27 protein-coding genes are annotated in these 25,826 nt (G+C 65.2%); 11 read left to right on the top strand and 16 right to left on the bottom strand.

Translation table 11 applies throughout. The annotated features are described in order from the left end of the window. Positions 1 to 17: 17 nt before the first annotated feature. Entirely contained in the window at positions 18 to 371 is a 354-nt protein-coding gene (locus D3876_RS06255; protein ID WP_119760391.1) for a DUF427 domain-containing protein, read from the bottom strand. A gap of 173 nt (positions 372 to 544) precedes the next feature. Between D3876_RS06255 and D3876_RS06250 the strand changes: the two genes are divergently transcribed. From D3876_RS06250 to D3876_RS06240, 3 genes are all read left to right on the top strand, one after another. Further along, positions 545 to 1,048, top strand: a complete 504-nt coding sequence (locus tag D3876_RS06250) for an RcnB family protein (RefSeq protein WP_119760390.1) — start codon at positions 545 to 547, stop codon at positions 1,046 to 1,048. Positions 1,049 to 1,158: 110 nt separating this feature from the next. Then, on the top strand, positions 1,159 to 2,997 hold the full coding sequence (locus D3876_RS06245) for a DUF885 domain-containing protein (RefSeq protein ID WP_119760388.1): 1,839 nt from the start codon (positions 1,159 to 1,161) through the stop codon (positions 2,995 to 2,997). Between the two features lie 150 nt (positions 2,998 to 3,147). Continuing rightward, complete coding sequence (locus D3876_RS06240; RefSeq protein WP_182911888.1) at positions 3,148 to 4,257, top strand: S41 family peptidase; 1,110 nt, start codon at positions 3,148 to 3,150, stop codon at positions 4,255 to 4,257. Positions 4,258 to 4,260: 3 nt separating this feature from the next. Here D3876_RS06240 and D3876_RS06235 read toward each other — a convergent pair whose 3' ends face one another. Together D3876_RS06235 and D3876_RS06230 are read right to left on the bottom strand one after the other, a co-directional pair. Next, positions 4,261 to 4,782 carry a GNAT family N-acetyltransferase gene (locus D3876_RS06235; RefSeq protein ID WP_119760385.1) on the bottom strand — a complete coding sequence of 174 codons (522 nt, stop codon included), beginning with the start codon at positions 4,780 to 4,782 and terminating at the stop codon, positions 4,261 to 4,263. Beyond that, complete coding sequence (locus D3876_RS06230; protein ID WP_119760384.1) at positions 4,779 to 6,377, bottom strand: lysine--tRNA ligase; 1,599 nt, start codon at positions 6,375 to 6,377, stop codon at positions 4,779 to 4,781. The genes D3876_RS06235 and D3876_RS06230 overlap by 4 nt, the downstream gene beginning before the upstream one ends. 108 nt (positions 6,378 to 6,485) lie before the next feature. Between D3876_RS06230 and D3876_RS06225 the strand changes: the two genes are divergently transcribed. Next, positions 6,486 to 9,212 (top strand): ATP-dependent DNA helicase, encoded by a 2,727-nt coding sequence (locus D3876_RS06225; RefSeq protein WP_119760382.1) that lies wholly within the window; start codon positions 6,486 to 6,488, stop codon positions 9,210 to 9,212. Further along, positions 9,209 to 9,757, top strand: a complete 549-nt coding sequence (locus D3876_RS06220) for a SixA phosphatase family protein (protein ID WP_119760381.1) — start codon at positions 9,209 to 9,211, stop codon at positions 9,755 to 9,757. Before D3876_RS06225 ends, D3876_RS06220 begins: the two co-directional genes overlap by 4 nt. A 60-nt stretch (positions 9,758 to 9,817) precedes the next feature. Here the strand turns inward: D3876_RS06220 and D3876_RS06215 are convergent, their stop codons facing one another. The 5 genes from D3876_RS06215 to rpmF form a co-directional block, all read right to left on the bottom strand. Beyond that, positions 9,818 to 10,180 carry a MerR family transcriptional regulator gene (locus tag D3876_RS06215; RefSeq protein ID WP_119760380.1) on the bottom strand — a complete coding sequence of 121 codons (363 nt, stop codon included), beginning with the start codon at positions 10,178 to 10,180 and terminating at the stop codon, positions 9,818 to 9,820. 7 nt (positions 10,181 to 10,187) lie between these two features. Continuing rightward, a complete protein-coding gene (locus tag D3876_RS06210; RefSeq protein WP_119761108.1) occupies positions 10,188 to 10,487 on the bottom strand; it encodes an integration host factor subunit alpha in 300 nt (99 codons plus the stop codon). A 69-nt stretch (positions 10,488 to 10,556) separates the two neighbouring features. After that, on the bottom strand, positions 10,557 to 11,516 hold the full coding sequence (locus D3876_RS06205; protein ID WP_119760378.1) for a beta-ketoacyl-ACP synthase III: 960 nt from the start codon (positions 11,514 to 11,516) through the stop codon (positions 10,557 to 10,559). Then, on the bottom strand, positions 11,513 to 12,562 hold the full coding sequence (gene plsX / locus D3876_RS06200) for a phosphate acyltransferase PlsX (protein ID WP_119760377.1): 1,050 nt from the start codon (positions 12,560 to 12,562) through the stop codon (positions 11,513 to 11,515). Before plsX ends, D3876_RS06205 begins: the two co-directional genes overlap by 4 nt. 29 nt (positions 12,563 to 12,591) lie before the next feature. Beyond that, positions 12,592 to 12,771: a 50S ribosomal protein L32 gene (gene rpmF, locus D3876_RS06195; RefSeq protein WP_119760375.1), complete on the bottom strand. Its 180-nt coding sequence runs from the start codon at positions 12,769 to 12,771 to the stop codon at positions 12,592 to 12,594. A gap of 217 nt (positions 12,772 to 12,988) precedes the next feature. Between rpmF and D3876_RS06190 the strand changes: the two genes are divergently transcribed. After that, the gene (locus D3876_RS06190; protein WP_119760374.1) at positions 12,989 to 13,414 is read left to right on the top strand and encodes an MAPEG family protein; all 426 of its coding nucleotides are present in this window, start codon (positions 12,989 to 12,991) and stop codon (positions 13,412 to 13,414) included. Between the two features lie 15 nt (positions 13,415 to 13,429). Beyond that, a complete protein-coding gene (locus D3876_RS06185; RefSeq protein ID WP_119760372.1) occupies positions 13,430 to 13,852 on the top strand; it encodes an MAPEG family protein in 423 nt (140 codons plus the stop codon). A 164-nt stretch (positions 13,853 to 14,016) separates the two neighbouring features. On the opposite strand, the gene D3876_RS06180 is transcribed toward D3876_RS06185, so the two are convergent. Next, positions 14,017 to 14,685, bottom strand: a complete 669-nt coding sequence (locus D3876_RS06180) for an MBL fold metallo-hydrolase (RefSeq protein WP_119761106.1) — start codon at positions 14,683 to 14,685, stop codon at positions 14,017 to 14,019. Positions 14,686 to 14,822: 137 nt separating this feature from the next. On the opposite strand from D3876_RS06180, the gene D3876_RS06175 reads away from it, so the two are divergent. After that, on the top strand, positions 14,823 to 16,163 hold the full coding sequence (locus tag D3876_RS06175) for a dicarboxylate/amino acid:cation symporter (protein WP_119761104.1): 1,341 nt from the start codon (positions 14,823 to 14,825) through the stop codon (positions 16,161 to 16,163). Positions 16,164 to 16,243: 80 nt separating this feature from the next. Continuing rightward, positions 16,244 to 17,056: a hypothetical protein gene (locus tag D3876_RS06170; RefSeq protein WP_119760371.1), complete on the top strand. Its 813-nt coding sequence runs from the start codon at positions 16,244 to 16,246 to the stop codon at positions 17,054 to 17,056. Here the strand turns inward: D3876_RS06170 and egtD are convergent. The 5 genes from egtD to gluQRS all read right to left on the bottom strand — a co-directional run bounded on the left by egtD (position 17,053) and on the right by gluQRS (position 21,224). After that, positions 17,053 to 18,036, bottom strand: coding sequence for an L-histidine N(alpha)-methyltransferase (gene egtD / locus D3876_RS06165; protein ID WP_119760369.1), 984 nt, complete (start codon positions 18,034 to 18,036; stop codon positions 17,053 to 17,055). The genes D3876_RS06170 and egtD overlap by 4 nt on opposite strands. A 1-nt stretch (position 18,037) precedes the next feature. After that, entirely contained in the window at positions 18,038 to 19,321 is a 1,284-nt protein-coding gene (gene egtB, locus D3876_RS06160) for an ergothioneine biosynthesis protein EgtB (RefSeq protein ID WP_119760368.1), read from the bottom strand. A gap of 75 nt (positions 19,322 to 19,396) precedes the next feature. Further along, a complete protein-coding gene (locus tag D3876_RS06155) occupies positions 19,397 to 19,966 on the bottom strand; it encodes a cob(I)yrinic acid a,c-diamide adenosyltransferase (RefSeq protein ID WP_119760366.1) in 570 nt (189 codons plus the stop codon). A gap of 4 nt (positions 19,967 to 19,970) precedes the next feature. Beyond that, a complete protein-coding gene (locus tag D3876_RS06150; RefSeq protein ID WP_119760365.1) occupies positions 19,971 to 20,201 on the bottom strand; it encodes a twin transmembrane helix small protein in 231 nt (76 codons plus the stop codon). A gap of 129 nt (positions 20,202 to 20,330) precedes the next feature. Beyond that, positions 20,331 to 21,224 carry a tRNA glutamyl-Q(34) synthetase GluQRS gene (gluQRS, locus tag D3876_RS06145; protein ID WP_119760363.1) on the bottom strand — a complete coding sequence of 298 codons (894 nt, stop codon included), beginning with the start codon at positions 21,222 to 21,224 and terminating at the stop codon, positions 20,331 to 20,333. 113 nt (positions 21,225 to 21,337) lie between these two features. Here gluQRS and D3876_RS06140 point away from each other — a divergent pair, with 113 nt between their 5' ends. Next, positions 21,338 to 21,904 carry an HNH endonuclease gene (locus D3876_RS06140; protein ID WP_119760362.1) on the top strand — a complete coding sequence of 189 codons (567 nt, stop codon included), beginning with the start codon at positions 21,338 to 21,340 and terminating at the stop codon, positions 21,902 to 21,904. 4 nt (positions 21,905 to 21,908) lie between these two features. On the opposite strand, the gene D3876_RS06135 is transcribed toward D3876_RS06140, so the two are convergent. Continuing rightward, a complete protein-coding gene (locus D3876_RS06135) occupies positions 21,909 to 22,229 on the bottom strand; it encodes a DMT family transporter (RefSeq protein WP_119761102.1) in 321 nt (106 codons plus the stop codon). A 172-nt stretch (positions 22,230 to 22,401) separates the two neighbouring features. On the opposite strand from D3876_RS06135, the gene ppc reads away from it, so the two are divergent. Then, positions 22,402 to 25,077, top strand: a complete 2,676-nt coding sequence (ppc, locus tag D3876_RS06130; protein WP_119760360.1) for a phosphoenolpyruvate carboxylase — start codon at positions 22,402 to 22,404, stop codon at positions 25,075 to 25,077. A 10-nt stretch (positions 25,078 to 25,087) separates the two neighbouring features. Here ppc and D3876_RS06125 read toward each other — a convergent pair whose 3' ends face one another. Further along, positions 25,088 to 25,789, bottom strand: a complete 702-nt coding sequence (locus D3876_RS06125) for a GIN domain-containing protein (RefSeq protein ID WP_182911887.1) — start codon at positions 25,787 to 25,789, stop codon at positions 25,088 to 25,090. Positions 25,790 to 25,826: the final 37 nt, after the last annotated feature.

Genomic DNA, 25,826 nt, shown 5'->3' with positions numbered 1-25,826 from the left:
CCGGAAACGATCAAGGTCTAGCCCGGCGGCAGCCGCTCGATCTTCACCTTGTCGGGATAAAAAGCGAGATGTCCCGCGATCGCTGCTACTGCGGTATTGGGCGTCTCATAACTCCACACCGCATTCTTTATTTCACCAATATCGAAATAGCTGGCCTCACCCTTGTACGGGCAGGTCGTGTGATGGCTCGACGGCGTCAGCGAGGCCATGTGCGTATCGCCGCGTGGGACGTAGAGCACCGGCGGATAGTCAGCCTCGGCGAGCGACAGCGCGTGGCTCGTATCGACGATCACATTGCCGTCGGCGACCACGCGGACGCGCCCGGCAAATGGGGTGATGGTGATCGGGTGGTCGGGTCCGGGCTCTTTCATCGCCGCGCTCCTTCGCGTGAGCCCATGATATAGGTGCCTGTTCCCTCGTTACAATTTGCGACACAGGCTTTCATATCGCTGACGAAACCGTTCGTCCGCGATTCAGGACGAATCGGCCATCCCTTCTCCTGCCGGCGCACATGGTTTTTGCCGGGCGAGTCAGGAGTTCGATTATGCGCAGTTTCATTATTGCCGCACTGATGGCCGCGACGATCATGCCATCGGCAGCGATGGCCCAGTCGCAGGGCGAACTGCGGCGTGATCGCCAGGATATCCGACAGGAACAGCGCGAACGAAATCGTGCGATCGATCGCGGCGCGCCGCGCTACGAAGTCCGCGATCAGCAGCGCGATGTGCGCGACGCAAAGCGCGAGTATCGCGAGGATCTGCGCGACCGCAACTGGAGCCGCAATGACTGGCGCGCCTGGCGCAACGACCATCGCGCGCTCTATTCCCGCGGTAACTGGAAGGCACCTTATCGCTACCAGAGCTTCCGCCCGGGTGCGCGGATCAAGCCGGTCCATTACACGCAGCGCTACTGGATCGCCGATCCCTGGCGTTACCGGCTGCCCAAGGCCAGCGGCTATCAGCGGTGGGTGCGCAACTATGACGATCTGATGCTCGTCGACATCCGGCGCGGCGTCGTCATCGATGTGATCCGCAACTTCTACTGGTAAGCCCCGGCCGAGCGGGCGCAGCAGCCCCGGCGCAGTCCATGTGCCGGGGCTGCTTGTTTTATCCAGGGCGGCGCTATACTCCAGTAATACAGATGATATCGGAGACCCCCATGACGCTTTCGAAGACGGTTCGCGCGGCGCTTTTCCTGTCGGCAGCCGCGCTGGTTCCACTGATGCCCGCCGCCGCGCAGCAGGCGACGCCCGCCGCCGCCGCCGCCGCCAACAGCGCCCATGCCCAACTTCACAAGCTCTTCGCCGACAGCGATGAAGCGAGCCTCAAGCGCAACCCGATCAGTGCGCTTTTCCGGGGCGACATGCGCTATGCCGATCGCTTGGGCGACTATGTCAGCGATGCCTATTTCGATGCCGAACGCACGGCTGCCGAGGCCGATCTCAAGGGGCTGCACGCGGTCGACCGCAACAAGCTCAATGCCACCGACCAGATCGCCTATGACGTCTTCGAGTGGCAGACCAGGCTGACGCTCAAGAACCTCACACCCGAAATGCTCGCGCTCACCGCGGTGCGCCCGATCGACCATTTCACGGGCTTTCACACCTTCTACCCCAGCTTCGCCTCGGGCAAGGGCGCCGCGCCGTTCAAGACGCTCGCCGACTATGAGAATAATCTGAAACGTCACAAGGACTATGTCCTCCTCCTCGATCGCTCGATCGGTCGCTTCCGCGAGGGCATGAAATCAGGCGTCGTCCAGTCGAAGATGACGGTCAACAACATGATCGGCCAGCTCGACAATCTGATCGCGCAGGGCGTCGAGGGCTCGGTTTTCTACGGACCGGTCCAGAAGTTTCCCGAGGGCATTTCGACGGCCGATCAGACGCGCCTGAAGGCCGCCTACGCCGCCGCGATCCGCGACGAGTTGCTCCCTGCGCACACGCGCCTGCGCGACTTCCTCAAGAACGAGTATCTGCCCGTTGCACGCGAACAGGTCGGTATCTCGGCGATGAAGGGCGGCGCCAAGGTCTATCAGGCCGCGATCGAACAGCTCACCACGCTGCCGCTCACCCCCGATTATGCCCACAATCTGGGGCTCAGCGAAGTCGCTCGGATCAAGGGCGAGATGGAGAAGATCAAGGACCAGGTCGGCTTCAAGGGCACGCTCACCGAGTTCTTCGAGTATCTCCGCACCGACCCGAAGTTCAAGCCGGCGACGAAACAGGCACTGGTCGACGGCTATTATGCGGTGGGCAAGAAGGTCGATGCGCGCATCGGCGAGCAGTTCTCGACCATCCCCAAGACGCCGCTTGAGATCCGCTTCTATGAGCCCTGGCGCGAAAAGACGCAGGCGGGCGGCTCCTACGAACCCGGTCTCTACGACCCCAAGAACCCGTCGCAGAACCGGCCGGGCATCTTCTACTTCAACACCTATGACCTCCCGTCGCGCACGACGCCGGGCATGGAAACGCTTTACCTGCACGAAGGCGCGCCGGGACACCATTTCCAGATCAGCCTTGCGCAGGAGAATGACGCGCTGCCTTCGTTCATGCGCTATGGCGGGAACACCGCCTACTCCGAAGGCTGGGGCCTCTATGCGGAGACGCTCTGGAAGGAATTGGGCATGGAAACCGATCCCTATCAGCGCTTCGGCGGTCTCGACGACGAGATGCTGCGCGCGATGCGGCTGGTGGTCGACAGCGGCATCCATGCCAAGGGTTGGACCCGCGAACAGGCGATCCAGTACATGCTGGACAATTCGAGCATGGGTAAGACCGACGCCACCGCCGAGGTCGAACGCTATATCGCATGGCCGGGCCAGGCGCTTGCGTACAAGGTCGGCCAGCTCAAGATCTCCGAGCTGAAAAAGCGCGCGCAGGACAAGCTCGGTGCGAAGTTCGATCCGCGCGAATTCCACGCGCAGGTGCTGATGACGGGCGCGCTGCCGCTCACCGTGCTCGACAAGAAGATCGACGACTGGATCGCATCGAAGCAGTGATGCTGGCTATGGCGCCGGCCGGAGATCGTTTCGGCCGGCGTCGCGTTTCGTCGCACCTCGTTGGCCGTTGATGGAAAATCGGCGGCGTGCGGCGCAGGGCTTCGGCATCGCGAATCGGTAACATGTAACGCATCAATCGAAAGGATGCCGATGCGCTTCGCTTTGCCATTTGCTCTCTCCGTCGCCGCGCTGTCGAGCGGCGCACTCTTTGCCCAGGCCGAGACCGCGAAAGCCGAGGCTCCGTCGCCGGTGCCGACTGCGTCCGAGGCGCGCGCGCTTGCCGAGGAGTTCGCCAGGAAGCTCGAAGACAATTTTGTCTTCCCCGAAACAGGCAAGCGTTACGCGGCCGCGCTGCGCGTCAAGGCTGCGGCAGGCGGCTATGACAAGACCATCAGTCGCGAAGCGTTGGCCGAGATGATGACCGCCGACGTCCAGGCGATCGCGCCCGATGGACATCTGCGGGTCTTTGCGAGCCCGCCCGATCTTTCGCGCCCCGCTGTGCAGCCGGGTTCCACGCCGCCGTCTGCGGTCGAAAAGGCGCGTTGGGTTGCGCCCGGCGTAGCGTTTATCCGCTTCAACGGCTTTCCCGGCTCCGAGGAGTCGGTCGCCGCGAGCAGGCAGTTCGTGCGCGACTATGCGACGGCCAAGACGCTCATCATCGATGTCCGCACGCATCGCGGCGGCGGGCTCGACGAAATGGACGTAATGTTCCCGCTGCTGTTCGCCCAATCGACCCAGCTCGTTGCGATGGAGACGCGCGCAGCGGTGGTTGCTGCGGGCAACGAGCCGCTGGACGATCGCGCAACGCTCAAACGCGTCGCATCGGCGCCGGAAGTCGTCCGCCAGGATCACTGGGCATTGGCCGCAAGCCCCGCGAGCCCGCTCGCCTCGGCCAAGATCTACGTGCTGACCTCGGGCGGCAGCGCCTCAGCCGCCGAGCATTTCGCGTTGACGATGAAGCGCACGCATCGCGCCACGCTGATAGGTCAGCCGACCGCGGGCGCGGGGCATTATGGGGGCATGGTGCCGCTGCCCTCCGGCTTCACCGCCTTCATTCCCGTCGGCCGCACGTACGACCCCGACACCGGCCAGGGATGGGAAGGCCCCGGCGTTGCGCCCGATGTCGAGGTTCCGGCTGAGCAGGCGCTGGTCGAGGCGCTGAAGCGCGCAGGCATCGCATCCGCCGACGCTGAGCGGCTGTCCGCCGAACTCGCGCCGCAGGGCCGAATGCACCGCCGCGTGCGCGCGGCTTCGCGGTAGAACCTAGCCGAGCCTTTTATAGAAGAAGGTCGTCGGGCAGAGGGCGCCGTCGGGATACAGCGCGAAATCGGGGATCTCACCCACGCGCTGCCAGCCAAGGCCCACATAAAGGGCTTCGGCGGCGCTGCCCGTCACCGTGTCGAGCACGAGCAAAGTGAGCCCCATGGCGCGCGCCTCGCGCTCGGCCGTCTCCATCAGCAGCCGCGCCACGCCGCGCCTGCGCGCGCGGCTATGGACGAGCATCTTGGCGACATCGCCGCGGTGCGGCTGATTGTCGGGCCCCGCGCGCGCAACGGTGACCGTGCCGAGCATAGCGCCGTCCGCTTCGGCCGCGAGCAGGCGGATATCGTCGCGCGCGACCCCCTCGGCCTTGCTCCGCCAGAAATCCTCGGCGCGTTCGCGCGTCAGGTCGGCCATGAAGCTGACCGACGCTCCGCCCGCCACGCAATCGAGCAGGATCGCGCCGAGCGCTTCGGCGTGCGCGTCGATGTCGTCCGCGGCGAGGCGCGCGACGCGGATCGTCATGCCGCGGCCAGCGCCCCGGCGATCAGCTTGCGGCTGTTCTCGACACCATAGAGCGCGATGAAACTTCCCATGCGAGGCCCCTGTTCCTGGCCCAGCAGTGTCTCGTAGAGCGCCTTGAACCAGTCGCGCAGCGATTCGAACCCATAGCTCTCGACCTTGCCGACCGCATAGACCTCATTCTGGATTGCTTCGGCATCGGCATCGACGGGCAGGCCCGCCAGCCGTGCGTCGAGATCCTTGAGCGCCTCGGCTTCGGACGCGGTTGGCGCGCGGCGCTTGAGCGTGGGCGCGATGAAGTCGCGGTGATAGGCGAGCGCATAGCCGATCAACCGGTCGAGCGCGGGGTATTTCACAGGGTCGGCATCAGGCACATAATTGGCCAGATAACCCCAGACCTGCGTCTTGTTCGCCTCACCCATAACGCCGACCAGATTGAGCAGCAGCCCGAAGGTCACGGGCAGCGACTCCTCGGGCACCTCGCCATCATGGATATGATGCACGGGGTTGCCGAGCCGCTCCTTGAGCGCCTGGTCCTTCCAGTTGCCGCGGAACTGCCAGTAATCGTCGATCGCGCGCGGGATCACGCCCATGTGGAGCGACTTGGCCTTTTTGGGTTCACGATAGGCGTAGAATGCCAGGCTCTCCTCGGGGCCGTAGGTCAGCCACTGTTCCATCGACAGGCCGTTGCCTTTGGACTTGGAGATCTTCTCGCCCTTTTCGTCGAGGAACATCTCGTAGTTGAAGCCCTCGGGCGGGCGGGCGCCCAGCGCGCGGCAGATCTTCGACGACTGCGTCACCGAATCGATCAGATCCTTGCCCGACATTTCATAGTCGACGCCCAGCGCGACCCAGCGCATCGCCCAGTCGACCTTCCATTGCAGCTTGGCCGCGCCCGACAGGATCGACTGCTCGACGGTCTCGCCTTCATCCTCGAAGCGGACGACGCCCGCATCGGCATCGACCACGGTGACGGGCACCTGCAGCACGATCCCCGATTTCCTGGAGATCGGCAGCACAGGCGAATAGGTCGCCTGACGCTCCTTCCTGAGCGTAGGCAGCATGATGCCCATGATGTCGTCATAGTGCTTGAGGACGAGCTTGAGCGCCGCGTCGAAGCGGCCCGAATGATAGCATTCGGTCGCCGAGAGGAACTCGTATTCGAAGCCATAGCGATCGAGGAAATCGCGCAAAATCGAGTTGTTGTGGTGTGCGAAGCTCTCGAACTTGCCGAAGGGGTCGGGGATCTGCGTCAGCGGCTTGCCGAGATGCCCGGCCAGCATTTCCTTGTTGGGAACGTTGTCGGGAACCTTGCGCAGCCCGTCCATGTCATCCGAAAAGGCGATCAGCCGCGTCGGAATGTCCGACAGCGCCTCGAACGCCTGACGCACCATCGTCGTGCGCAGCACCTCGTTGAACGTGCCGATATGCGGCAGCCCCGATGGGCCATAGCCCGTCTCGAACAGCACATGGCCTTTCTCAGGCGCGCCATTGGCGTAGCGTTTGAGCAGCTTGCGCGCTTCCTCGAAAGGCCAGGCCTTTGATTCCATCGCGGTTGCGCGCAGTTCGCTCACGTACGTTGCCCTTTCGTTCTTCATCTCATAGAACCGGCCCGCCCCGATGCGCTCGCCCTGAGCTTGTCGAAGGGTTTTTGAAAGGCTTCGACAGGCTCAGCCTGAGCGCCAAGGAAGCAGTAGACCGAGTTCGTGGCCGCCTCATTGCCCTATCCCGCGCTCTATGCAAGCCATGGCGGCATCTGGATCGCCACGCCCGACGGCGAAACCCGGGGTCTCGGGCGAGGCGAGGCGATTGCGTGCGCCGCCGAAACCCCGCTGATCGTGCTCAACGCACCCCTGATTGGACAGCGGCTGGGGTATCCCGAGCTTTCGGGGCTCGATCTGCTCGAACTCTTCGCCTTCATCCATCCCGCGCGCTTCGCGGTGCCGACGCCCAAGGGCCTGGCGCGTGCGATCGGGCTGGCACCGCCCGAGCAGGATTCGGAAGTCGCCGACTTCCTGCGCAGCGCCGCTGGTGCATTGCTCGCGCGCGCCGATGATCCACACTGGGCCGAGCGCGAGGGCGCTTGGACTGCGGCGCAGACGCTCACGCGGATGCGCTGGCCGTGGGCGGCGGCGCTGGTCGATCGCCTTGACGCGCCCGCGCGCGCCGAGCGCTGGCTGTTTTCCAGATTGCCCGAATGGGAGGACGCGCCACCGCGCACGCCGCCGCGCGCAATCTCGCTCGATCCTGCAGACGTTGCGCAGCGGCTTGACGACCTCACCGGCCACGGCGCCGAGATTCGCCCCGGCCAGCAGGACTATGCCGCCGCCGTGTTACAGGCCTTCGCGCCGCGAACGCGCGTGGATGAGCCGCAACTGATCCTCGCCGAGGCGGGAACCGGGATCGGCAAGACGCTTGGCTATCTGTCGCCCGCGTCGCTCTGGGCCGAGCGCGCCGACGGCCCGGTGTGGATATCGACCTATACCAAGACGCTGCAGCGCCAGCTCAGCCGCGAAAGCGAGCGACTCTTTCCCGATGCGCGTGTGCGGCGAAAGAAGGTCGTGCTCCGCAAGGGGCGCGAGAACTATCTCTGCCTGCTCAATCTCGAGGATGCGCTTCAGGGCGGTTTCGCCGGGCGCGCCGCGATCCTTGCACAGCTCGTGGCGCGCTGGGCCGCATATAGCGCCGACGGTGACATGGTGGGGGGCGACCTTCCCGGCTGGCTGCCCACGCTCTTCCGCCGCGCGGGCGCGACCGCGCTCACCGACCGGCGCGGCGAATGCATCTATGCGGGCTGCCCGCATTACCGCAAATGCTTCATCGAGCGCGCGAGCCGCGCCAGCGCTGATGCGGATATCGTCATCGCCAACCACGCACTCGTAATGGTCAATGCAGCGCGCGGGCGCGAGGCCGCGAACCGCCCGACGCGGCTGGTCTTCGACGAGGGGCATCACCTGTTCGACGCCGCCGACTCGATGTTCGCGACCGCGCTCACCGGGCAGGAAGCGATCGAGCTCCGCCGCTGGGTGACGGGCCCCGAGGGAAAGTCGCGCGGGCGACGGCGCGGGCTTTCGGCGCGCTTGTCGGATGTCGCGAGCTACGACATGGAGGGCGGGCTGGCGATCGCCGAAGCGACCAACGCCGCGCAGGCGCTCCCTTCGGACGGTTGGCTCCAGCGGCTGGGCGAAGGCGCACCCTTCGGCCCCATAGAAGTGCTGCTCGCCGCGGTCCGCGGCACCACCTATGCACGCGGCGCGGGAGAGGATGCGGGCTATGGCCTCGAAACGGAGATGGCCGAACTCGATGGCGCGCTCGTCTCTGCCGCGCAGCCTGCGGCCGAGGCGCTCGATGCGCTGCTGCGCCCGCTGGTCAGGCTTGGACGAAGGCTCGAGGCGCTGATCGAGGACGGTCCCGACTGGCTCGACGGACAGGCGCGTGCGCGTGTCGAGGGCGCGATCGCAAGTCTTAGCTGGCGGACCGATGCCTTGTCGGGCTGGCTGGCGCTGCTCTCACGCATCGGCGGGCCCGCCGATCCCGATTTCGTCGACTGGCTCGCCGTCGACCGAATCGAGGGACGCGACTATGACGTCGGCCTGCACCGCCACTGGCTCGATCCGACGCGCCCCGTCGCGCAAATCGTACTCAAGCCGGCGCACGGCGTGCTTGTCACCTCTGCAACGCTCAAGGGCGGTGGCGACTGGCATGTCGCCGAGGCGCGCAGCGGCGCGCTGCACCTGGCGCAGCCCGCGACGCGCTTCGAGGCGCCCAGCCCCTTCGACTATGCCGCTCAAGCCGAGGTGCTGATCGTCACCGACGTCAAAAAGGGCGACATCGCCGCACTCGCCGGGGCCTATGGCCGGCTGGTCATGGCGGCGGAGGGCGGAACGCTCGGCCTGTTCACCGCGATCCGGCGGCTGCGCGCGGTCCATGCCCGGATCGCCGACCGGCTGGCGCGCGAGGGCCTGCCGCTCTACGCGCAGCACGTCGATCCGATGGATACCGGGACGCTCGTCGACATCTTCCGCGACGATCCGCGCGCCTCGCTGCTCGGCACCGATGCGCTGCGCGACGGCGTCGACGTCCCCGGCCATTCGCTGCGGCTCGTGCTGATGGAGGGCGTGCCCTGGCCCAAGCCCTCGGTGCTCCACGCCGCACGGCGGCTCGCGGGGGGCGGTGGCGCCTATGACGACCAGATCATCCGCGCGCGACTGGCGCAGGCGTTCGGGCGCTTGATCCGGCGGGCCGATGACCGCGGTCTTTTCGTCATGCTCTCCGCAGCCATGCCCTCGCGGCTGCTCTCCGCCTTTCCGTCGGGGACGCCCGTTCACCGCGTCACGCTGGACGAAGCGGTCGCGCACGTTAAAGACCGTCTTGGTCCTGTCATCGAACCGCGGCAGGAGACCGCCGGGATCGCGCCAACGGAGAAGGCATGAAGACGCTGACATTGCTGCGCCACGCCAAATCAAGTTGGGATGATCCCGTCGCGCGCGATTTCGATCGTCCGCTCAATGCGCGCGGGATCCGGGGGGCGAAGCGCATGGGCCGCTACCTGCGCGATGAGGGGCTGCAATATGATCATCTCGTCTCCTCGCCCGCGATCCGCTGCACTGAGACGCTCGATTATCTCTGGGAAGGGATGGGCCGCAGCGTGACGCCGAGCTGGGATCGACGCATCTATCTCGCTTCAGCGGCAACGCTGCTGGATGTGGTCCACGATGCGCCCGACAGTGCGAAGGCGGTGCTGATGTGCGGCCATAATCCCGGCTTCGAGGACCTGATCCTGATGCTCGTGCCCGATCGGCAGGGCGACCCCTTGCGCGATGCGGTCGAGGAAAAGTTCCCGACCGCTGCGCTGGCGGCGATCGAGTTTGATGTTGAACACTGGAGCGACGTCAAAGGCGACAGCGGCCGGTTCGTCCGCCTCATGCGCCCGCGCGATCTCGATGCCGAGCTTGGCCCCGTGCCGCATGGTCATTGACGGGCTGATCCGCCGTGAGTTGTCGAAACCTCGCGTGCTGGCGCGACAGCTAGCCCGAGGTCAGGCGCTGGCGAGCGCGTCTGCAAGCTGAGCGCGTATGCGCCGCAACGCACCGATATCGGTGAAGGAACCCGTTTCGGCCGGTGCGGGCGCGGGCGCCGCCGTGGCGGTCGCGCCGTTTGCCTTGTTGCCCAACAGTTTCTGCACGCCCTTGATCGTATAACCTTCCTGGTTGAGCAGGCTGTGGATCTTTCGGGCGAGCGCGACGTCTTCGGGCCGGTAGTAGCGTCGCTTGCCTGCGCGCTGGAGCGGGCGGAGCTGCGGGAACCGCGACTCCCAATAGCGTAGTATATGCTGCGGCAGGCCGAGGTCATCGGCAAGCTCGCTGATCGTCAGAAACGCCCCCTCGGCCTTGTCCGCCATGCGGCGGTCAGCCCGCCTTGACGATTTGATCGCGCAGCATCTGGCTGGCGCGGAAAGTCAGCACGCGTCTGGGTGCGATCGGAACCTCGACGCCGGTCTTGGGATTGCGACCGATGCGCTGCCCCTTGTCGCGCAACACGAAACTGCCGAATCCCGAGATTTTGACGTTCTGCCCTTCGGCAAGCGCGTCGCACATATGGTCGAGTATCTGCTCCACCAGCTTCGACGATTCGGCGCGCGAAAGCCCGATCTCGCGGTGTACCGAATCGGCCAGATCGGCGCGGGTCAATGTAGGTGCGGAAGCCATATTCATCCCCTTCTCTACGGCTTTGAAATCATTCTATCGTTTCGCGGCCGAAGATTCAATTGACGGAGATCAATAGCGTACCACGGCCGCCCCCCACGTAAAGCCGCCGCCCATGGCCTCGAGCACCACTATATCGTCCTTTTTGATCCGTCCGTCGCGGACGGCCTGATCGAGTGCGAGCGGCACCGACGCAGCCGACGTGTTGGCGTGCTGGTCCACGGTGACGACGACCTTGACCGGGTCAAGGCCGAGCTTGCGTGCGGTGGCGTCAAGGATTCGCGCATTGGCCTGATGCGGGACGAGCCAGTCGATATCATCGGGGGCCAGTCCCGCAGCCTCCAGCGTCTCGCCGAGCACATTGGCGAGGTTAACCACCGCATGGCGGAACACCTCACGTCCCTTCATCCGGATCTTGCCGATCGTGCCTGTGGTTGAGACGCCGCCGTCGACATAGAGCAGCTCGTTGTGACGGCCATCGGCGTGGAGCCTGGCGGAAAGCACGCCCTGTTCGCCGTCCCGCGCCGCGAGCACAATCGCGCCCGCGCCGTCGCCGAAGAGCACGCAGGTGTTGCGGTCTTCCCAGTCGAGGATTCGCGTCATCGTCTCGGCGCCGATCACCAGAGCATTGGTCGCCGCACCCGAACGAATCATGCTGTCGGCGACGGAGAGCGCATAGAGGAAGCCCGAACAGACCGCCTGGACATCGAAAGCGACGCAGTCGTTGATGCCTAGCGCAGCCTGCACGCGCGTTGCGGTCGCAGGAAAGGTTTGATCGGGCGTGGCGGTCGCAAGGACGATCAGGTCGATATCGCGCGCGTCCATGCCCGCGGCGTCAAGCGCATGCTGCGCTGCCGCCGTGGCGAGCGTAGAGGTCGTTTCGTCGGGACCGGCGACATGACGGAAGCGGATGCCGGTGCGCTCGACGATCCACTCGTCCGACGTGTCGACCTGGGCTGCCAGCTCATGATTGCTCATGCGGCGCGCCGGAAGAGCAGAACCCGTACCCAAAATCGCCGCGCGACGCGTCATGCCTCAGCTACCTCTGGCCCGATATGGGCCTTGAAATTGTCCAGATCCTCGGTGATTCGCCGCGCCAGATCTGCGCGCACCATCTTGGCCGCGACACCGATCGCGTTGGCGACGCCGACTTCATTGGCGCTGCCATGGCTTTTCACCACAAGCCCGTTGAGACCAAGGAAGACCGCGCCATTGTGGTTGTTCGGATCGAGATGATGCTTGAGCAGCTCGGTCGCTGGGCGCGAGATCAGGAAGCCGATCTTGGAGCGCAGCGAACTGGTGAAGGCGCGCTTGAGCAGGTCGCCCACGAAGCGCGCGGTGCCTTCAGCGGTCTTGAGCGCGATATTGCCCGAGAAGCCGTCGCAGACGATGACGTCGACCTCGCCGCGCGAGATGCGGTCGCCCTCGATAAAGCCGTTGAACTGCATGGGCAGATAGGTCGCCGTGCGCAGTGCGGTGGAGGCGTCCTTGATCTCGTCGGTGCCCTTGAGTTCTTCGGTGCCGATGTTGAGCAGCGCAACGCGCGGGCGGTCGAGTTCGAGCACGGTGCGCGCATAGGCCGCGCCCATCACCGCGAACTGGATCAGGTTCTGCGCGTCGCACTCGGTATTGGCGCCGAGATCGAGCATGACCAGATCGTTCTCGCCAAGGCTGGGCAACAGCGCGGCGAGCGCGGGACGATCGATCCCCGGCATGGTGCGCAGCGAGAGCTTGGACATGGCCATCAGCGCGCCGGTATTGCCCGCAGACACGGCAGCGGCGGCGTCGCCGCGTTTCACCGCGTCGATCGCGAGCCCCATCGAGGTCGTCTTGGCACGCCGGATCGCCTGACTGGGCTTGTCGGTGGCGGTCACCACTTCGGGCGCGTGCAGGATTTCGGAGGCTGCGCTCAGATTGGGGTGTTTCTCGAGCCCCGCCCTGATCTGTGCCTCGTCACCGACGAGCAGGAAGCGCATGCCGTCATTCTGGCGGCGCGCACGCGCGACGCCAGCCAGCATGACCGCCAGGCCCTCATCGCCGCCCATCGCGTCGACTGCGATCCGCGGCGAACTGCCCACCGGTCCCGACTCCTCGGAAAGCGCTTGTGTCAGCCTTCGGCCGAAACGATCTCGCGGCCGTTATAATGGCCGCAGGCCGGGCACAGATTGTGCGGGCGCTTCAGTTCGCCGCAGTTCGGGCATTCCTGAAAGCTCTCGACGCTGAGCGCGTCATGGCTGCGGCGCATGCCGCGCTTGGACGGCGTGGTTTTTCTCTTGGGGACAGCCATTCCGGCACCTGTTCCAGTTCTTCAAAAATACAAATCTGCGGTTACGCCCTTGATGCCATGCTGGCAACCGACAGCCTGGTAAGGCCGCGGACCATCGCGGCCGGGCTCATCGCGAGCGAAGCCGGGCGTATAGCGATTCTCCGACGAGTTGCAAGGCCGTTGCTTGGGGCGATCAGGCATGACAGTTTCCCACCGCCACGAAATATGGGGGAACGTCATGATTTTACCGATCACGCTTACAATTGCGGGTGCCGCCGCGATCGTCAACATCTGGCTTGCGATGCGCGTCGGGCGCGTGCGCACTGCCGAAAAAGTGTCGATCGGCGATGGCGGAAATCCCCGGCTTACCGCCCGAATGCGCGCGCACGCCAATTTCGTCGAATACACGCCCTTCGTCCTGATCCTGATCGGCCTGATCGAATTCGCGCAGGGGACTTCGCTCTGGCTGTGGATCGTCGGCGCGCTTTATATACTGGCGCGCGTCGCGCACGGCTTTGGCATGGATGGCGTCGGCAAGGCACGGATGGCAGGCACGCTGGTCACGATGCTGACGCTGCTCGGCCTCGGCCTCTATGCGATCGCGATTCCCTATCTGGCGGGGAACGCCGACCCGATCGTCACCGATATCCAGGCCGTCGGCTGAACGAAAGGACGCGCCATGCCTGTGCTCAAGATCACATTGCTCTACGCCGCGATCCTCGCGATCATCAATCTCTGGCTGTCGTGGCGCGCGGGCAAGATCCGCGTCGCGGACAAGATCATGATCGGGGACGGCGGCAATGAGTTGCTCCGCGCCCGCATGCGCGCCCACGCCAATTTCAGCGAATATGTGCCGCTCGCGCTGATTCTGATGGGGCTGATCGAAGTCCATGCGGGCGCGGCGCTGGGATTGTGGGTGCTCGGCGGCCTGCTCGCGGTAGCGCGGTTGGCCCACCCCTTCGGCATGGAGCGTCCCGCGCCCAATGCGCTGCGCGGGGGCGGCATCCTTGTGACCTATCTGGTGACGATCGCGCTGATCGTCTGGGCGATCTACGTCGTCTTCACCCCCGCGGGGCAGCCGATCGATCCACGCTTCGCCTGAACGCGACGGCGCATTTCCATTGGTATCCGCAACCTCAACCGTCACCCTGAACTTGTTTCAGGGTCTATGGTGCCGCTTGCGGAATATGAGCGGCTTCAGCCTGGATGCTGAAACAAGTTCAGCATGACCGCAAAAAACGCACTTGGGGTAGCCGTCAAGCGCGCTCAGCCGCCAGCCATCGCCTGATCGCTCACGAAGGGGTTGGTCCGGCGCTCGTGCGCGAAATTGCTCATCGGGCCGTGTCCGGGCACGAAGGCGGTGTCGTCGCCCAGCGGCCAGAGCTTCTGCGTGATCGCGTCGAGCAGGTCCTGATGATTGCCCATCGGAAAATCGGTCCGTCCGATCGAGCCCTGGAAGAGCACGTCGCCGACGATCGCGAGCTTTGATTCGGGGTGATGAAACACGACATGGCCCGGCGTGTGGCCAGGGCAGTGGATCACGTCGAAGGTGAGATTGCCCACAGTGCAGGTATCGCCGTCCTCCAGCCAGCGGTCGGGCTCGAACACCCTGCCGTCGACGCCATATTTGCGGCCGTCATCCTCGAGCCGCGCAATCCAGAAGCGGTCGGCCTCATGCGGCCCCTCGATCGGCACGCCCAGTTCCTTCGCGAGGGTGCCCGCCTGCCCGCAATGGTCGATATGGCCATGGGTAACGAGGATCTTCTCGATCTCGACGCCCGTTTGCCGCATCGCATCCTTGAGCTTGTCGAGGTCGCCGCCGGGATCGACAAAGGCGCCCTTGTTGGTCTCGGTGCACCAGAGCAGCGTGCAGTTCTGCTGCAACGGAGTGACCGGAATGATCGCGGCTTTCAGAGGGGGCGTGGGCTTGTCCATGGCGCTGGACATGGCGGCGCGGACGGGGAGATGCAAGCCCGGCACGGAGATGTGCTGCTGGCGCATGCCGACAGACCGCTTTTCGAATGGCGAACCGCTGGCTAGTGAACGGTGATGAGGATGAAAGGCGCACCAAGATGATCATCGCCCCTGACGCGGAGATCCTGCCGCCGCCCCCGCCCGCAAAGCCATGGTATGCGCAGCTCTATTTGCAGGTGCTGGTCGCGATCGCCGCGGGCGTGCTGCTCGGCCATTTTGCGCCCGCGACGGGCGAGGCGCTGAAGCCGTTGGGCGACGCCTTCATCAAGCTGGTCAAGATGGTGATCGCGCCCGTCATCTTCCTGACGATCGTCACCGGCATCGCGGGGATGCGCGACCTCGCCGCCGTCGGCCGCGTGGCTGGCAAGGCCTTTGCCTATTTCCTGTTCTTCTCGACGCTGGCGCTGGTCATCGGCCTGGTCGTCGGCAATGTCGTGCGTCCCGGCGCGGGGCTCAACATCGACCCAGCGACGCTCGACGGCTCCAAGGTCAGCGAGTTCGCGGCCAAGGCGCATGACAGCACGATCACGGGCTTCCTGAGCTCGATCATCCCCGACACCTTCCTGTCGGCGATGACCGGGGGCAACCTCCTCCAGGTGCTGTTCGTGTCGATCCTGTTCGGGATCAGCCTCGCGCTGATCGGCGATCGTGGAACCAAGCTGCTCGATCTGCTCGAAGACGTCTCGATCGCCTTCTTCAAGCTCGTCGCGATCGTGATGAGGGTCGCGCCGATCGGCGCGTTCGGCGCGATGGCCTTCACCATCGGCAAATATGGCGTCGGCACGCTCGCCAATCTCGCGGCACTGGTCGGCACTTTCTACCTCACCTCGCTGCTGTTCGTGATCGTCGTGCTCGGCCTTGTCGCGAAGCTGTGCGGCTTCTCGATCTTCAAGCTGATCGCGTACCTGAAGGCCGAGCTGTTGCTCGTGCTGGGCACTTCTTCGTCGGAAAGCGCGCTGCCAAGCCTGATCGAGAAGATGGAGCGCGCGGGCTGCCCCAAGTCGATCGTCGGGCTCGTCGTCCCCACGGGCTACAGCTTCAATCTCGACGGCACCAATATCTACATGACGCTCGCCGCGCTGTTCATCGCGCAGGCATGCGATGTCGAACTGACGATCGGCCAGCAACTGCTGCTGCTCGGCGTTGCCATGCTCTCGTCCAAGGGCGCGGCGGGGGTGACGGGCGCGGGCTTCATCACGCTCGCAGCCACGCTCTCGATCGTGCCCTCGATCCCGGTGGCGGGCATGGCGCTGATCCTCGGCATCGACCGCTTCATGTCCGAATGCCGCAGCCTCACCAACTTCATCGGGAACGCGGTGGCGACGGTGGTGGTCTCCAAATGGGAGGGTGTGCTCGACAAGCCGCAGTTCGATGCGGCGCTCGCGGGCAAGATGCCGCGCGTCGAGGATCTGCCGAAGGGGATTGTGGCGGCGGAGTGAGGCGAGGGCGGCGGCGTGCTGGACAGGGCGACGCAAGCTGTGGGAAGCATGTGTGATGCGACTTTCGGGGGAGGGACGCCATGGGATTGTTCGGGCCGAAATTGCCGATCGACGCCGACGAGTTCGAATGGCAACTCGCCTGCTTCAAATGGATGCTCGAGGATTTCGAACAGGTCGGGCGTCATCGCCAGACGCCGCTTGTCACGCCGACGATCGATTATTTTCCCGACAGCCGACTGACCGGCCACGCCCGAGCGCGCGAGCTTTTCGATCAGGTCCGGTCACACGCCGGGCTTGAAGATGTTGCCTTCAGGCTGGAAGCCGGAGCCGCCAATCGCCCGGACCGCGTTCAGCCCGGCTTCGGGCTTCGGCACGAAGCCGCGCCCCCGCTCGGCACGTATCACCTCGAAGATCGCGGGCAGGGGCAATACGAACCCGTCATCACCTACAATCCTTCGTCGCTTGCGGATCCCGCGCGGCTTGTGGGCACTTTTGCACATGAGCTGGCGCATTACGTGATCGACGGTGCGAGGCGTCTGCCACCCGGCGGTGCGGACCTCCATGAACTCGCAACCGATCTGGCCGCGGCGTTCATGGGCTTCGGCGTCTTTCTGGCCAATGGGGCAAAGACCTTCGAGGCCTTCAATTCCTTCGACTCGATGGGCTGGTCATCGAGCCAGTCGGGCTATCTCAGCGAAAAGGCGCTGGTGACCGCCCTCGCCGTTACCCAGCGGCTCGCAGGTCGCGATCCGCTGGATGCCGCGCGCTGGCTCAAGCCGCATCTGGCTTCGGACCTCAGGAGGGCAGCTTCCTATCTCGTCAAACGACACCCCGATATAGAGGCCGACATCATGGCCATCGATCTGGGCGACTACGGCATGGAGCCGGCTTAGGGCGCCGTCCTGAGCGGGTGCGCGCCTGCGAGAATCAGCGCGAACATGTTATCGGCGTCGGTCCATTCGCGAAGTGGCGTCCAGCCGCCCGCTCGGAGCAGGAGGCGCGCGTCGCGCTGGCCGTATTTGTGGCTGTTTTCGGTATGGATCGTCTCGCCCCTGCGCATCGAGAAGCTCGCACCCTCTATGCCGAAGGTGACGTCGCAGGTCGCCTCCAAATGCATCTCGACCCGCGCATAGAGATCGTTCCAGATCGCGCGGTGGCGGAAGGCCTCGACGGGGATCGTGCCGCCCAGCTCGCGATTGATGCGGTGGAGCAGGTTGAGATTGAAGCGCGCGGTGACGCCCGCGGCATCGTCATAGGCGCGCACGAGGATCGCGGGATCCTTCACCCGGTCCATCCCGATCAGCAACAGCGATCCGACCCCAAGCGATTCGCGCATTGCGCGCAGCAAATCGACCGAGGTGCGCGCGATCATGTTGCCGATAGTGGAGCCCGGAAAGAAGCCGAGCTTGGGCAGCTCGCCCACGCTCATCGGCAGGTCGATCGGGTGCATGAAATCGGCCTCGACGGGCTCGACCTTTACCCCCGGAAAGTCCGCGGCCAGCGCGGCGGCGGATTCTCGCAGAAAATCCCCCGATATGTCGATCGGGACATAGGCTGCGGGGTTCACCGCGCGGAGCAGATGCGGCGTCTTGATCGAAGATCCCGATCCGAACTCGACCACCGCGCGTCCCGGCCCCGCAATTTCGGCCACCTCGGACGAATGCCTTGCAAGCAACGCGGTCTCGACACGCGTCGGGTAATATTCGGGGAGCTGCGTGATCTCCTCGAACAGCTCGGAGCCCGTCTTGTCGTAGAACCAGCGCGCGGGGATCGCGCGCCTGCGCGTATCGGCGAAACCCTTCAGCACGTCGGCGCGGAAGGCGGGATCCGCCTCTTCGGCGGGGAGCGGCGGCGCATCCTGTTCGAGCAGCATCTCAGAGGTCCTTTGCCAGCCGGAGTCCGGTGAACTGCCAGCGCTGATGCGGGTAGAAGAAATTGCGGTAGCTGGCGCGCGCATGGCCGCGCGGCGTTGCGCAGCTCGCGCCCTTGAGGACGAACTGGCCGCTCATGAACTTGCCATTATATTCGCCCACCGCGCCCGGTGCGGGGCGGAAGCCGGGATAGGCGAGATAGGCGCTCGCGGTCCATTCCCAGACATCGCCGAACATCTGGCGTAAACCCTCGCCGTTGGTCGCGGCGCGCGGGCGCGCCGGGCCCGCGGTATCGAGCTGATTGCCCCCCAGTGGATCGAGCGTCGCCGCAGCGCTTTCCCATTCGGCCTCGGTCGGCAGCCGCGCGCCCGCCCAGCGCGCAAAGGCATCGGCCTCATAATAGCTGATATGCGTGACGGGTGCGGCAGGCCGAACCGGATGCAGGCCGTCGAGCGCAAATTGCGCCCATTCTCCGTCCGGCTGGTGACGCCAGTAGAGCGGCGCCTCGATCCCCTCGCGCTGCACCCAGGTCCAGCCGTCCGAAAGCCAGAAATCGGGGCGTTCATAGCCGCCGTCGTCGATGAAGCCGCGCCACTCGGCATTGGTCACCAATCGATCGCCCAGCGCATGGCGCGGCAGCAGCACGGGATGGCGCGGCCCCTCGCAATCGAAGCCGAAACCTGCATTCACGTCTGTGCCATCATGGCCGATTTCCACGATGCCGTGCGCGCCCTCGATCCAGCGCAGCGGGGCGGGCGCCGGGGCGGGCGCGCCGCGGGGCATGTCCCATATCGCGGGGGCGAGCGGATTGAGCGCGAACAGGCTCAGGATATCGGTCAGCAGCAATTCCTGATGCTGCTGCTCATGATGGCAGCCAAGTTCGACCAGCGCGCGTGCCCTGTCGCCGAGCTCGGGCAGCGCTTCGATCAGCGCCGCATTGACATGCGCGCGCCAGCACAGCACCTCCGCAAGCGAGGGGCGCGTGATCATTCCGCGCCGCGGTCGCGCATAGCGCGGGCCCTCGACCTCATAATAGCTGTTGAACAGAAACGGCCAGCGATCATCGAACAACTGGTAACCCGGCACATGATCGCGCAGCACGAAGCTTTCGAAGAACCAGGTCGTGTGCGCCAGATGCCATTTGGCCGGGGAAGCATCGTCCATCGACTGAACGGTCGCGTCGGCATCCGACAGCGGCGCGACGAGCGCCTCACTCAGCGCGCGGACGTTGCGGAAAAGCGAGGAGAGCGCATCGGGAGCTGCGGTCGATTTAAGCAGTGTTGCCATAATGTTCTCAACATCGCGATATATCGGGCCGGGTCAAGGCGACCCAGTGTCAATACGTGTCAGCAGTGAAACAGTTCAGCGCGAACCGCCGGGCACCCATAATATGTCGCCTTCGCCCGCGGCATTGAGCATGCGACACATGACGAAAAGATGATCCGAAAGTCGGTTGAGATAGGCCAGCGCTTGCGGGTTGAGAGTCACGGTTTGCGCCGCGGTCACCGCGGTCCGCTCCGCGCGTCGCGTCACTGCGCGCGCAAGGTGCAGCGCAGCAGCGCCCGGATTGCCGCCGGGCAGGATGAAGCTGCGGAGGGGTTCGAGGGCAGCATTCATCGCGTCGATCTCTGCCTCCAGCCGCGCAACCTGAGTCGGCACGATGCGCAGCGTCATTTCGCCGGGCGTGAAATCCTCCCCCGGGGTTGCGAGATCGGCGCCAAGGTCGAACAGATCGTTCTGGATCCGGCGCAGCATCGCCGCATGGTCGCCCCCGCCGATCGCGGCCACCGCGATGCCGATCGCGCTATTGGCTTCGTCGACATCGCCGATCGCCTGCATCCGCGGATCGTGCTTCGTCGTCCGCGATCCGTCGACAAGACCCGTTGTCCCGTCATCGCCGGTGCGCGTGTAGATCTTGTTGAGCTTGACCAAAGTCTCAGCTTCCGCCGCTGTAGAGGGCCAGCAACAGCACCACGAGGAGGATCGCGATCGCCTGGAACAGGATGCGCATCTGCATCGCCTTGTTCTGTTTCAGGCTCGAGGCGCTGGGCCCCGTGCCCTTCAGATCCTGCTCGGTCGTGCGCAGAAAGGCGACGATGCCGCGCACGAGTGCTACCACGGTGGCGATCATCGCGACGATGATGAGGATGGTGAGGACGGTGCTCATAATCCATTCTCTCTAGAGCCTGATCGGTTGAAGTGGAAGCGCTACGCGCTCCCACTGAAAGCGTGAATCAGGCTCTATTCAACAGTTGGGACCTTGATTTACGGTTCAGGCTAATTCAGCCTGAGCGGATCAAGGTCCAAGCGCATCGACTGGCAAATCCAACGGGCGATAGCCGTCGGGAAATTGTCCGGCGCGCATGCCCTCGATCAGCGCAACGGGATCTACGCCCGCCGCGCGCAGGTCAGCGATCGCGGGCGCGGCATTCCGCTTCGCGAGGCGCTCGCCCGATGCGGTGGCGAGCAGCGCGTGATGGAGGTACACAGGCGTGGGTAGATCGAACAGCGCCTGAAGCAGCCGGTGGACATGCGTCGCGTGCAAAAGGTCCGCGCCACGCACGACATGGCTGATCGCCTGATCAGCATCGTCGATGGTGACTGCAAGATGATAGCTGACGGGCGCGTCCTTGCGGCCGAGCACGACATCGCCGTGCATCTGCGGGTGCGCCCGATGGTTCATGCCGGCGCCGTCGGTCCAGCTTAGCGGTCCTGCCTCGGCGCACGCCCTTGCCGTGTCCAGCCGCCAGCAATGCGCCTCGTGGACGGCGCGCTCGGCGGCGGCTTCGGCGGGGATGCCGCGGCAGGTTCCCGGATAATGCGGCCCGTCGGGGCCATGCGGCGCCGAGGCACTTGCCGCGATCTCCCTCGCGATCTCCGCGCGCGTGCAGAAACAGGGATAGACCAGCCCGCGCTCCTTCAGGTCCTCGAGCGCCATCGCGTAGAGCGCCAGCCGCTGCGACTGGAAGACGATCTCGCCCTCCCAGGTCAGCCCCAGCCAGAGCAGATCCTCGATGATCCCCGAAACATGCTCTTCGCGCGCGCGGCCGGGATCGATATCCTCGATGCGCAGCAGGAAGTGGCCGCGTCTTTCGGTCGCGAAATCATGCGCCTGCAGGGCCGACCAGCCATGGCCGAGATGCAGCCTGCCGGTGGGGCTCGGCGCGAAGCGTGTGGCGATCTCAGTCATTCTGCGCTGCAATCCGAAATCAAGGGTTGACCACGAGTCGCGACATATGGTGTCATGACCACGTCATCATTTTCCGCGAGGGGAGTGCAGGCAATGGGAGACAGCGTGACGCCATGTATCATCCCGATCTGATCCGCCATCCGGACAGTTGCCCCGCGCTTGTGCTCAACGCGGACTTCAAGCCGCTGAGCTATTATCCCTTGAGCCTGTGGCCCTGGCAGACCGCGGTCAAGGCGGTGTTTCTCGACCGGGTGACGATCGTCGATCATTACCAGCGGGAAATCCGAAGTCCCAGCAGCGCGATGAAGCTGCCCTCGGTCATCGCGCTCAAACAGTATGTCAAACCTTCCGAATATCCTGCCTTCACCCGCTTCAACCTCTTCCTGCGCGATCGTTTCGAGTGCCAATATTGCGGCGTCTCGCGCGATCTCACCTTCGACCATGTCATCCCCCGCGCGCAAGGTGGCCGCACGACCTGGGAGAATGTCGCGACAGCCTGCGCGCCGTGCAACCTTAAAAAAGGCGGTCGTACTCCGCAGCAGGCCGGGATGCAGCTCCATATTGCACCGATCAGGCCGACGAGCTGGCATCTTCAGGAACATGGCCGCAGCTTTCCGCCCAACTATCTTCACGATACCTGGCGCGACTGGCTTTACTGGGACATCGAGCTGCTCGCCTGAACGATCAGTCGGCGGCGCTCAGCTTCATCAGCACCAGTCCGGCGACGATCAGCACCGCGGCGAAAATGCGCATCGGCGTCGCCTGTTCACCGAGCGCGATCACGCCCAGCACAAAGGCGCCGACCGCGCCGATGCCCGTCCAGATTGTATAGGCGGTGCCAAGCGGAAGCGCGCGCATCGACATCGACAGCAACGCGAAACTGGCAATCATCGCGACGATCGTCACCGCGCTCGCGCCGAAGCGGGTAAAGCCTTCCGACTGCTTCATCGAAAAGGCCCAGACGATTTCGAGAATTCCCGCGAGGATAAGATAGACCCAGGCCATGATCGGCTCCTGCAAAACGTCGGGTCGTCCCGACGGTTTTGGCCCGTAATGGGGGAGGTCGTCCTCGCGCAGGCCATATGGGACCGCCGCGCTGCGAGACAAGGGCGCGTAATTAAATTACCCAAATACGGCAGTTGACGAAAGTCTCGCTGCGGTGCAGCACTCGCTTCCTATGGCCAGCGCACCCCCCATCACGCAGAACCCCGATATACGCTATCTCGGCAAGCTCCTCGGCGACGTCATCCGCGCCTATGGCGGCGAGACGCTGTTCCGCCGGACCGAATATATCCGGGCCGCATCGGTGGACCGGCATCGCGGGGTCGCGAGCGCTGATGCGATCGACACGGGGCTGGGCGCGCTCAGCCTCGACGAGACGCTCCAGTTCGTTCGCGGATTCATGCTCTTTTCGATGCTCGCCAATCTCGCCGAGGATCGCCAGGGCGTCGCGACCGACCCCGGGGCCGACGTTGCGCACGCGCTCGACCGGCTGAAGGCTGAGGGGATCGACAGCGACAAAATTCTCGATCTGCTGGCGCACGCGCTCGTCGCGCCTGTACTGACCGCACATCCGACCGAAGTCCGCCGCAAGTCGATGATCGACCATCGCAACCGCATCGCTGAGCTGATGCAGTTCAAGGATGCAGGCGCGGCGGAGACCCCCGAGGGTGATCTGGTCGACGAAGCGATCTATCGCCAGATCGCGCTGCTCTGGCAGACGCGGACGCTACGCCGCGAACGCCTCTATGTCGCCGACGAGGTCGAGACCGCGCTCGCCTATCTGCGCGACACCTTCCTGCCCGTGCTCCCTGCGCTTTACGCGCGCTGGGAACGCGCGCTTGGCCAGCGGCCCAAGAGCTTCCTGCGCCCGGGGAGCTGGATCGGCGGCGACCGCGACGGCAATCCGTTTGTCACCGCGGACTCGCTCCGCCTCGCAATTGTGCGGTCATCGCAGACGGTGATCGCCTGGTATCTCGATTCGCTGCACACGCTGGGCGCCGAGCTTTCGATCTCGACCGAGCTTGCGGATGCCACGCCCGAAGTGACAGCGCTGGCAGACGCAAGTGGCGACGCTGCGCCCAGCCGCCAGGATGAACCCTATCGCCGCGCGATCACGGGCATTTATGCACGGCTTTCCGCGACATATGTCGCGCTGACGGACACGCAGCCGCCGCGCCCGGCCGCGCTCGCGGCCGAACCCTATGGCGGCCCCGACGCGCTGTGCGCCGATCTGAAGGACCTGGCGCACGGCCTTGCCGCCGGCGGGCGTGGCGCGCTGTCCTCGGGCGGTGCGCTTGGCCGGCTGATCCGCGCGGTGGGCACCTTCGGCTTTCATCTCGCCACGCTCGACATGCGCCAGAACAGCGCGGTGCATGAGCGCGTCGTCGCCGAACTGTTGCGGGTGGCCGGAGTCGAGGCGGACTATGCCGCGCTGGGCGAGGAGGCGCGGGTCGCACTGCTCCGCGGCGAACTGGCGACGCCGCGTCCGCTGTCGAGCCCGCACTTCACCTATACGGAGGAGACCGCGGGGGAACTTGCGATCGTGCGTGCCGCCGCCGAGGCACATCGCCGCTTCGGGCGCGACTGCATCCAGAACTATATCGTCTCGATGACGCAGGACGTGTCGGACCTGCTCGAGGTCCATATCCTGCTCAAGGAAGCGGGGCTGTACCGGCCGGGCGACGAGCCTGAAGCCGATATCATGGCGGTGCCGCTGTTCGAGACGATCGGCGACCTTGAGAACGCCCCCGGAGTCATGGCCAGGTGGTTCGCTGATCCCGATGCCGCCGCGATCGCGCGGACGCGCGGGCATCAGGAGGTGATGATCGGCTATTCCGATTCGAACAAGGACGGAGGCTATCTGACCTCGACCTGGAGCCTCGACCGCGCCAGCCGCGCGCTCGCGCCGGTCTTTGGGCAAGCGGGGGTCGCAATGCAGCTCTTCCACGGACGCGGCGGCGCGGTCGGGCGCGGCGGCGGTTCGTCCTTCGCCGCGATCCTCGCGCAGCCGCGCGGCACGGTGCGCGGACGTATCCGCATCACCGAGCAGGGCGAAGTGATCGCCGCCAAATATGGCACGCGCGAAAGCGCCGCTGCCAATCTGGAGGCTATGGCCTCGGCGACGCTGATCGCCTCGCTCGAGCCCGAGGCGATCGCGGAGAAGGACCGGCAGCGCTTCAGCGCGGCGATGGACGCGCTGTCGGCGGACGCGTTTCGCGCCTATCGCTCGCTCGTCTACGACACCGAGGGCTTCCGCGCCTTTTTCCGTCAGATGACGCCCATAGCGGAGATCGCGACACTGAAGATCGGCTCGCGCCCGTCGAGCCGCAAGAAGACCGACGCGATCGAGGATCTGCGCGCGATCCCCTGGGTCTTTTCCTGGGCACAGGCGCGCGTCATGCTGCCGGGCTGGTACGGCGTCGGCCAGGCGCTGACGAACTTTCCCGATCAGGGACTGCTCAGGGAAATGACGCAATGCTGGCCCTTCCTGCACGCGACGCTCGCCAATATGGAAATGGTGCTCGCCAAGTCGGATATGGGGATCGCCGCGCAATATGCGGGCCTGGTGGAGGACCGCGATGCAGCCGATGCGATTTTCGGGCGCATCCGCGAGGGCTGGCAGCTCGCGCATGACGGGCTGCTCGCCGCGACGGATCAGGCGCGACTGCTCGAGAAAAGCCCCGCGCTCGACCAGTCGATCCGGTTGCGACTGCCATATATAGAGCCGCTGAACATGCTCCAGATCGAGCTGCTCAAACGGCACCGCGCGGGCGAGGACGATCCGCGTGTCGCCGAGGGCATCCAGCTTTCGATCAACGCGATCGCAACAGCGCTCAGGAACAGCGGGTAGAAGTTGCCGTTTACCGCCCGCACTGAACGAGGCCCGCACCTGTCGCGGTCACGGTGCAGGCGGCCTTGCCGGTGATGCTGGTATTGCCCGCGCCCGTCGACTGGACCTTGGCGCTCGTCTTCGCGGCGAGGGTGACGTTGCTGGCGCTCTCGGTATTGAGGATGATGTCATTGGCAGTGAGCGCGGTGCCGTCGACCGACGCTGATCCGCGCACCACGGCGTTCAGTGCCTTGACGCTGCCCGCGAGCTTCGCTGCGCCCGATCCCGTCATGCCGAGGTCGAGCCGGTCGGTTTCCACACGACCCACCTCGACCCGGCCCGAGCCCTGAACGATGAGCTCGAGCCTCGGGCCACTTGCGCGGTCGATCTGCAGGCTGCCGCTGCCATAGAGCATCACGGTGCGAAGCTCGCGTGTCGATATGCTGATTGTGACGGGGCTCGTCGCGGCGGCGCCATTGGCCCCCCAGACGCTGCGATCGGGCCGGATCGTGAGCGTGCGTCCCTGGACCTGGAGCGAGACGCGTTCGATCGCTTCGCGCGCGCCGCTCGCCTTGGCCGTGGTACCCCGCCCCGTGGTGATCTGGACGGCATAGGGACCGTCGATACGGATGCGATCGAAATCGGTGATGGTGAAGCCGCGATCGGCTGCCTGCGCCGCGGGCGTCGCGGCCACCAGCACCCCCGCCATCACCCAATGCTGAAGCCCCGCCATGACCATCCTCCCCTCAGACCGGGTTATAGTGGCATCG

The sequence above is a fragment of the Sphingomonas cavernae genome, from assembly GCF_003590775.1.
Taxonomy (GTDB): domain Bacteria; phylum Pseudomonadota; class Alphaproteobacteria; order Sphingomonadales; family Sphingomonadaceae; genus Sphingobium_A; species Sphingobium_A cavernae.
This window is presented reverse-complemented; position numbering and strand designations above follow the sequence as displayed.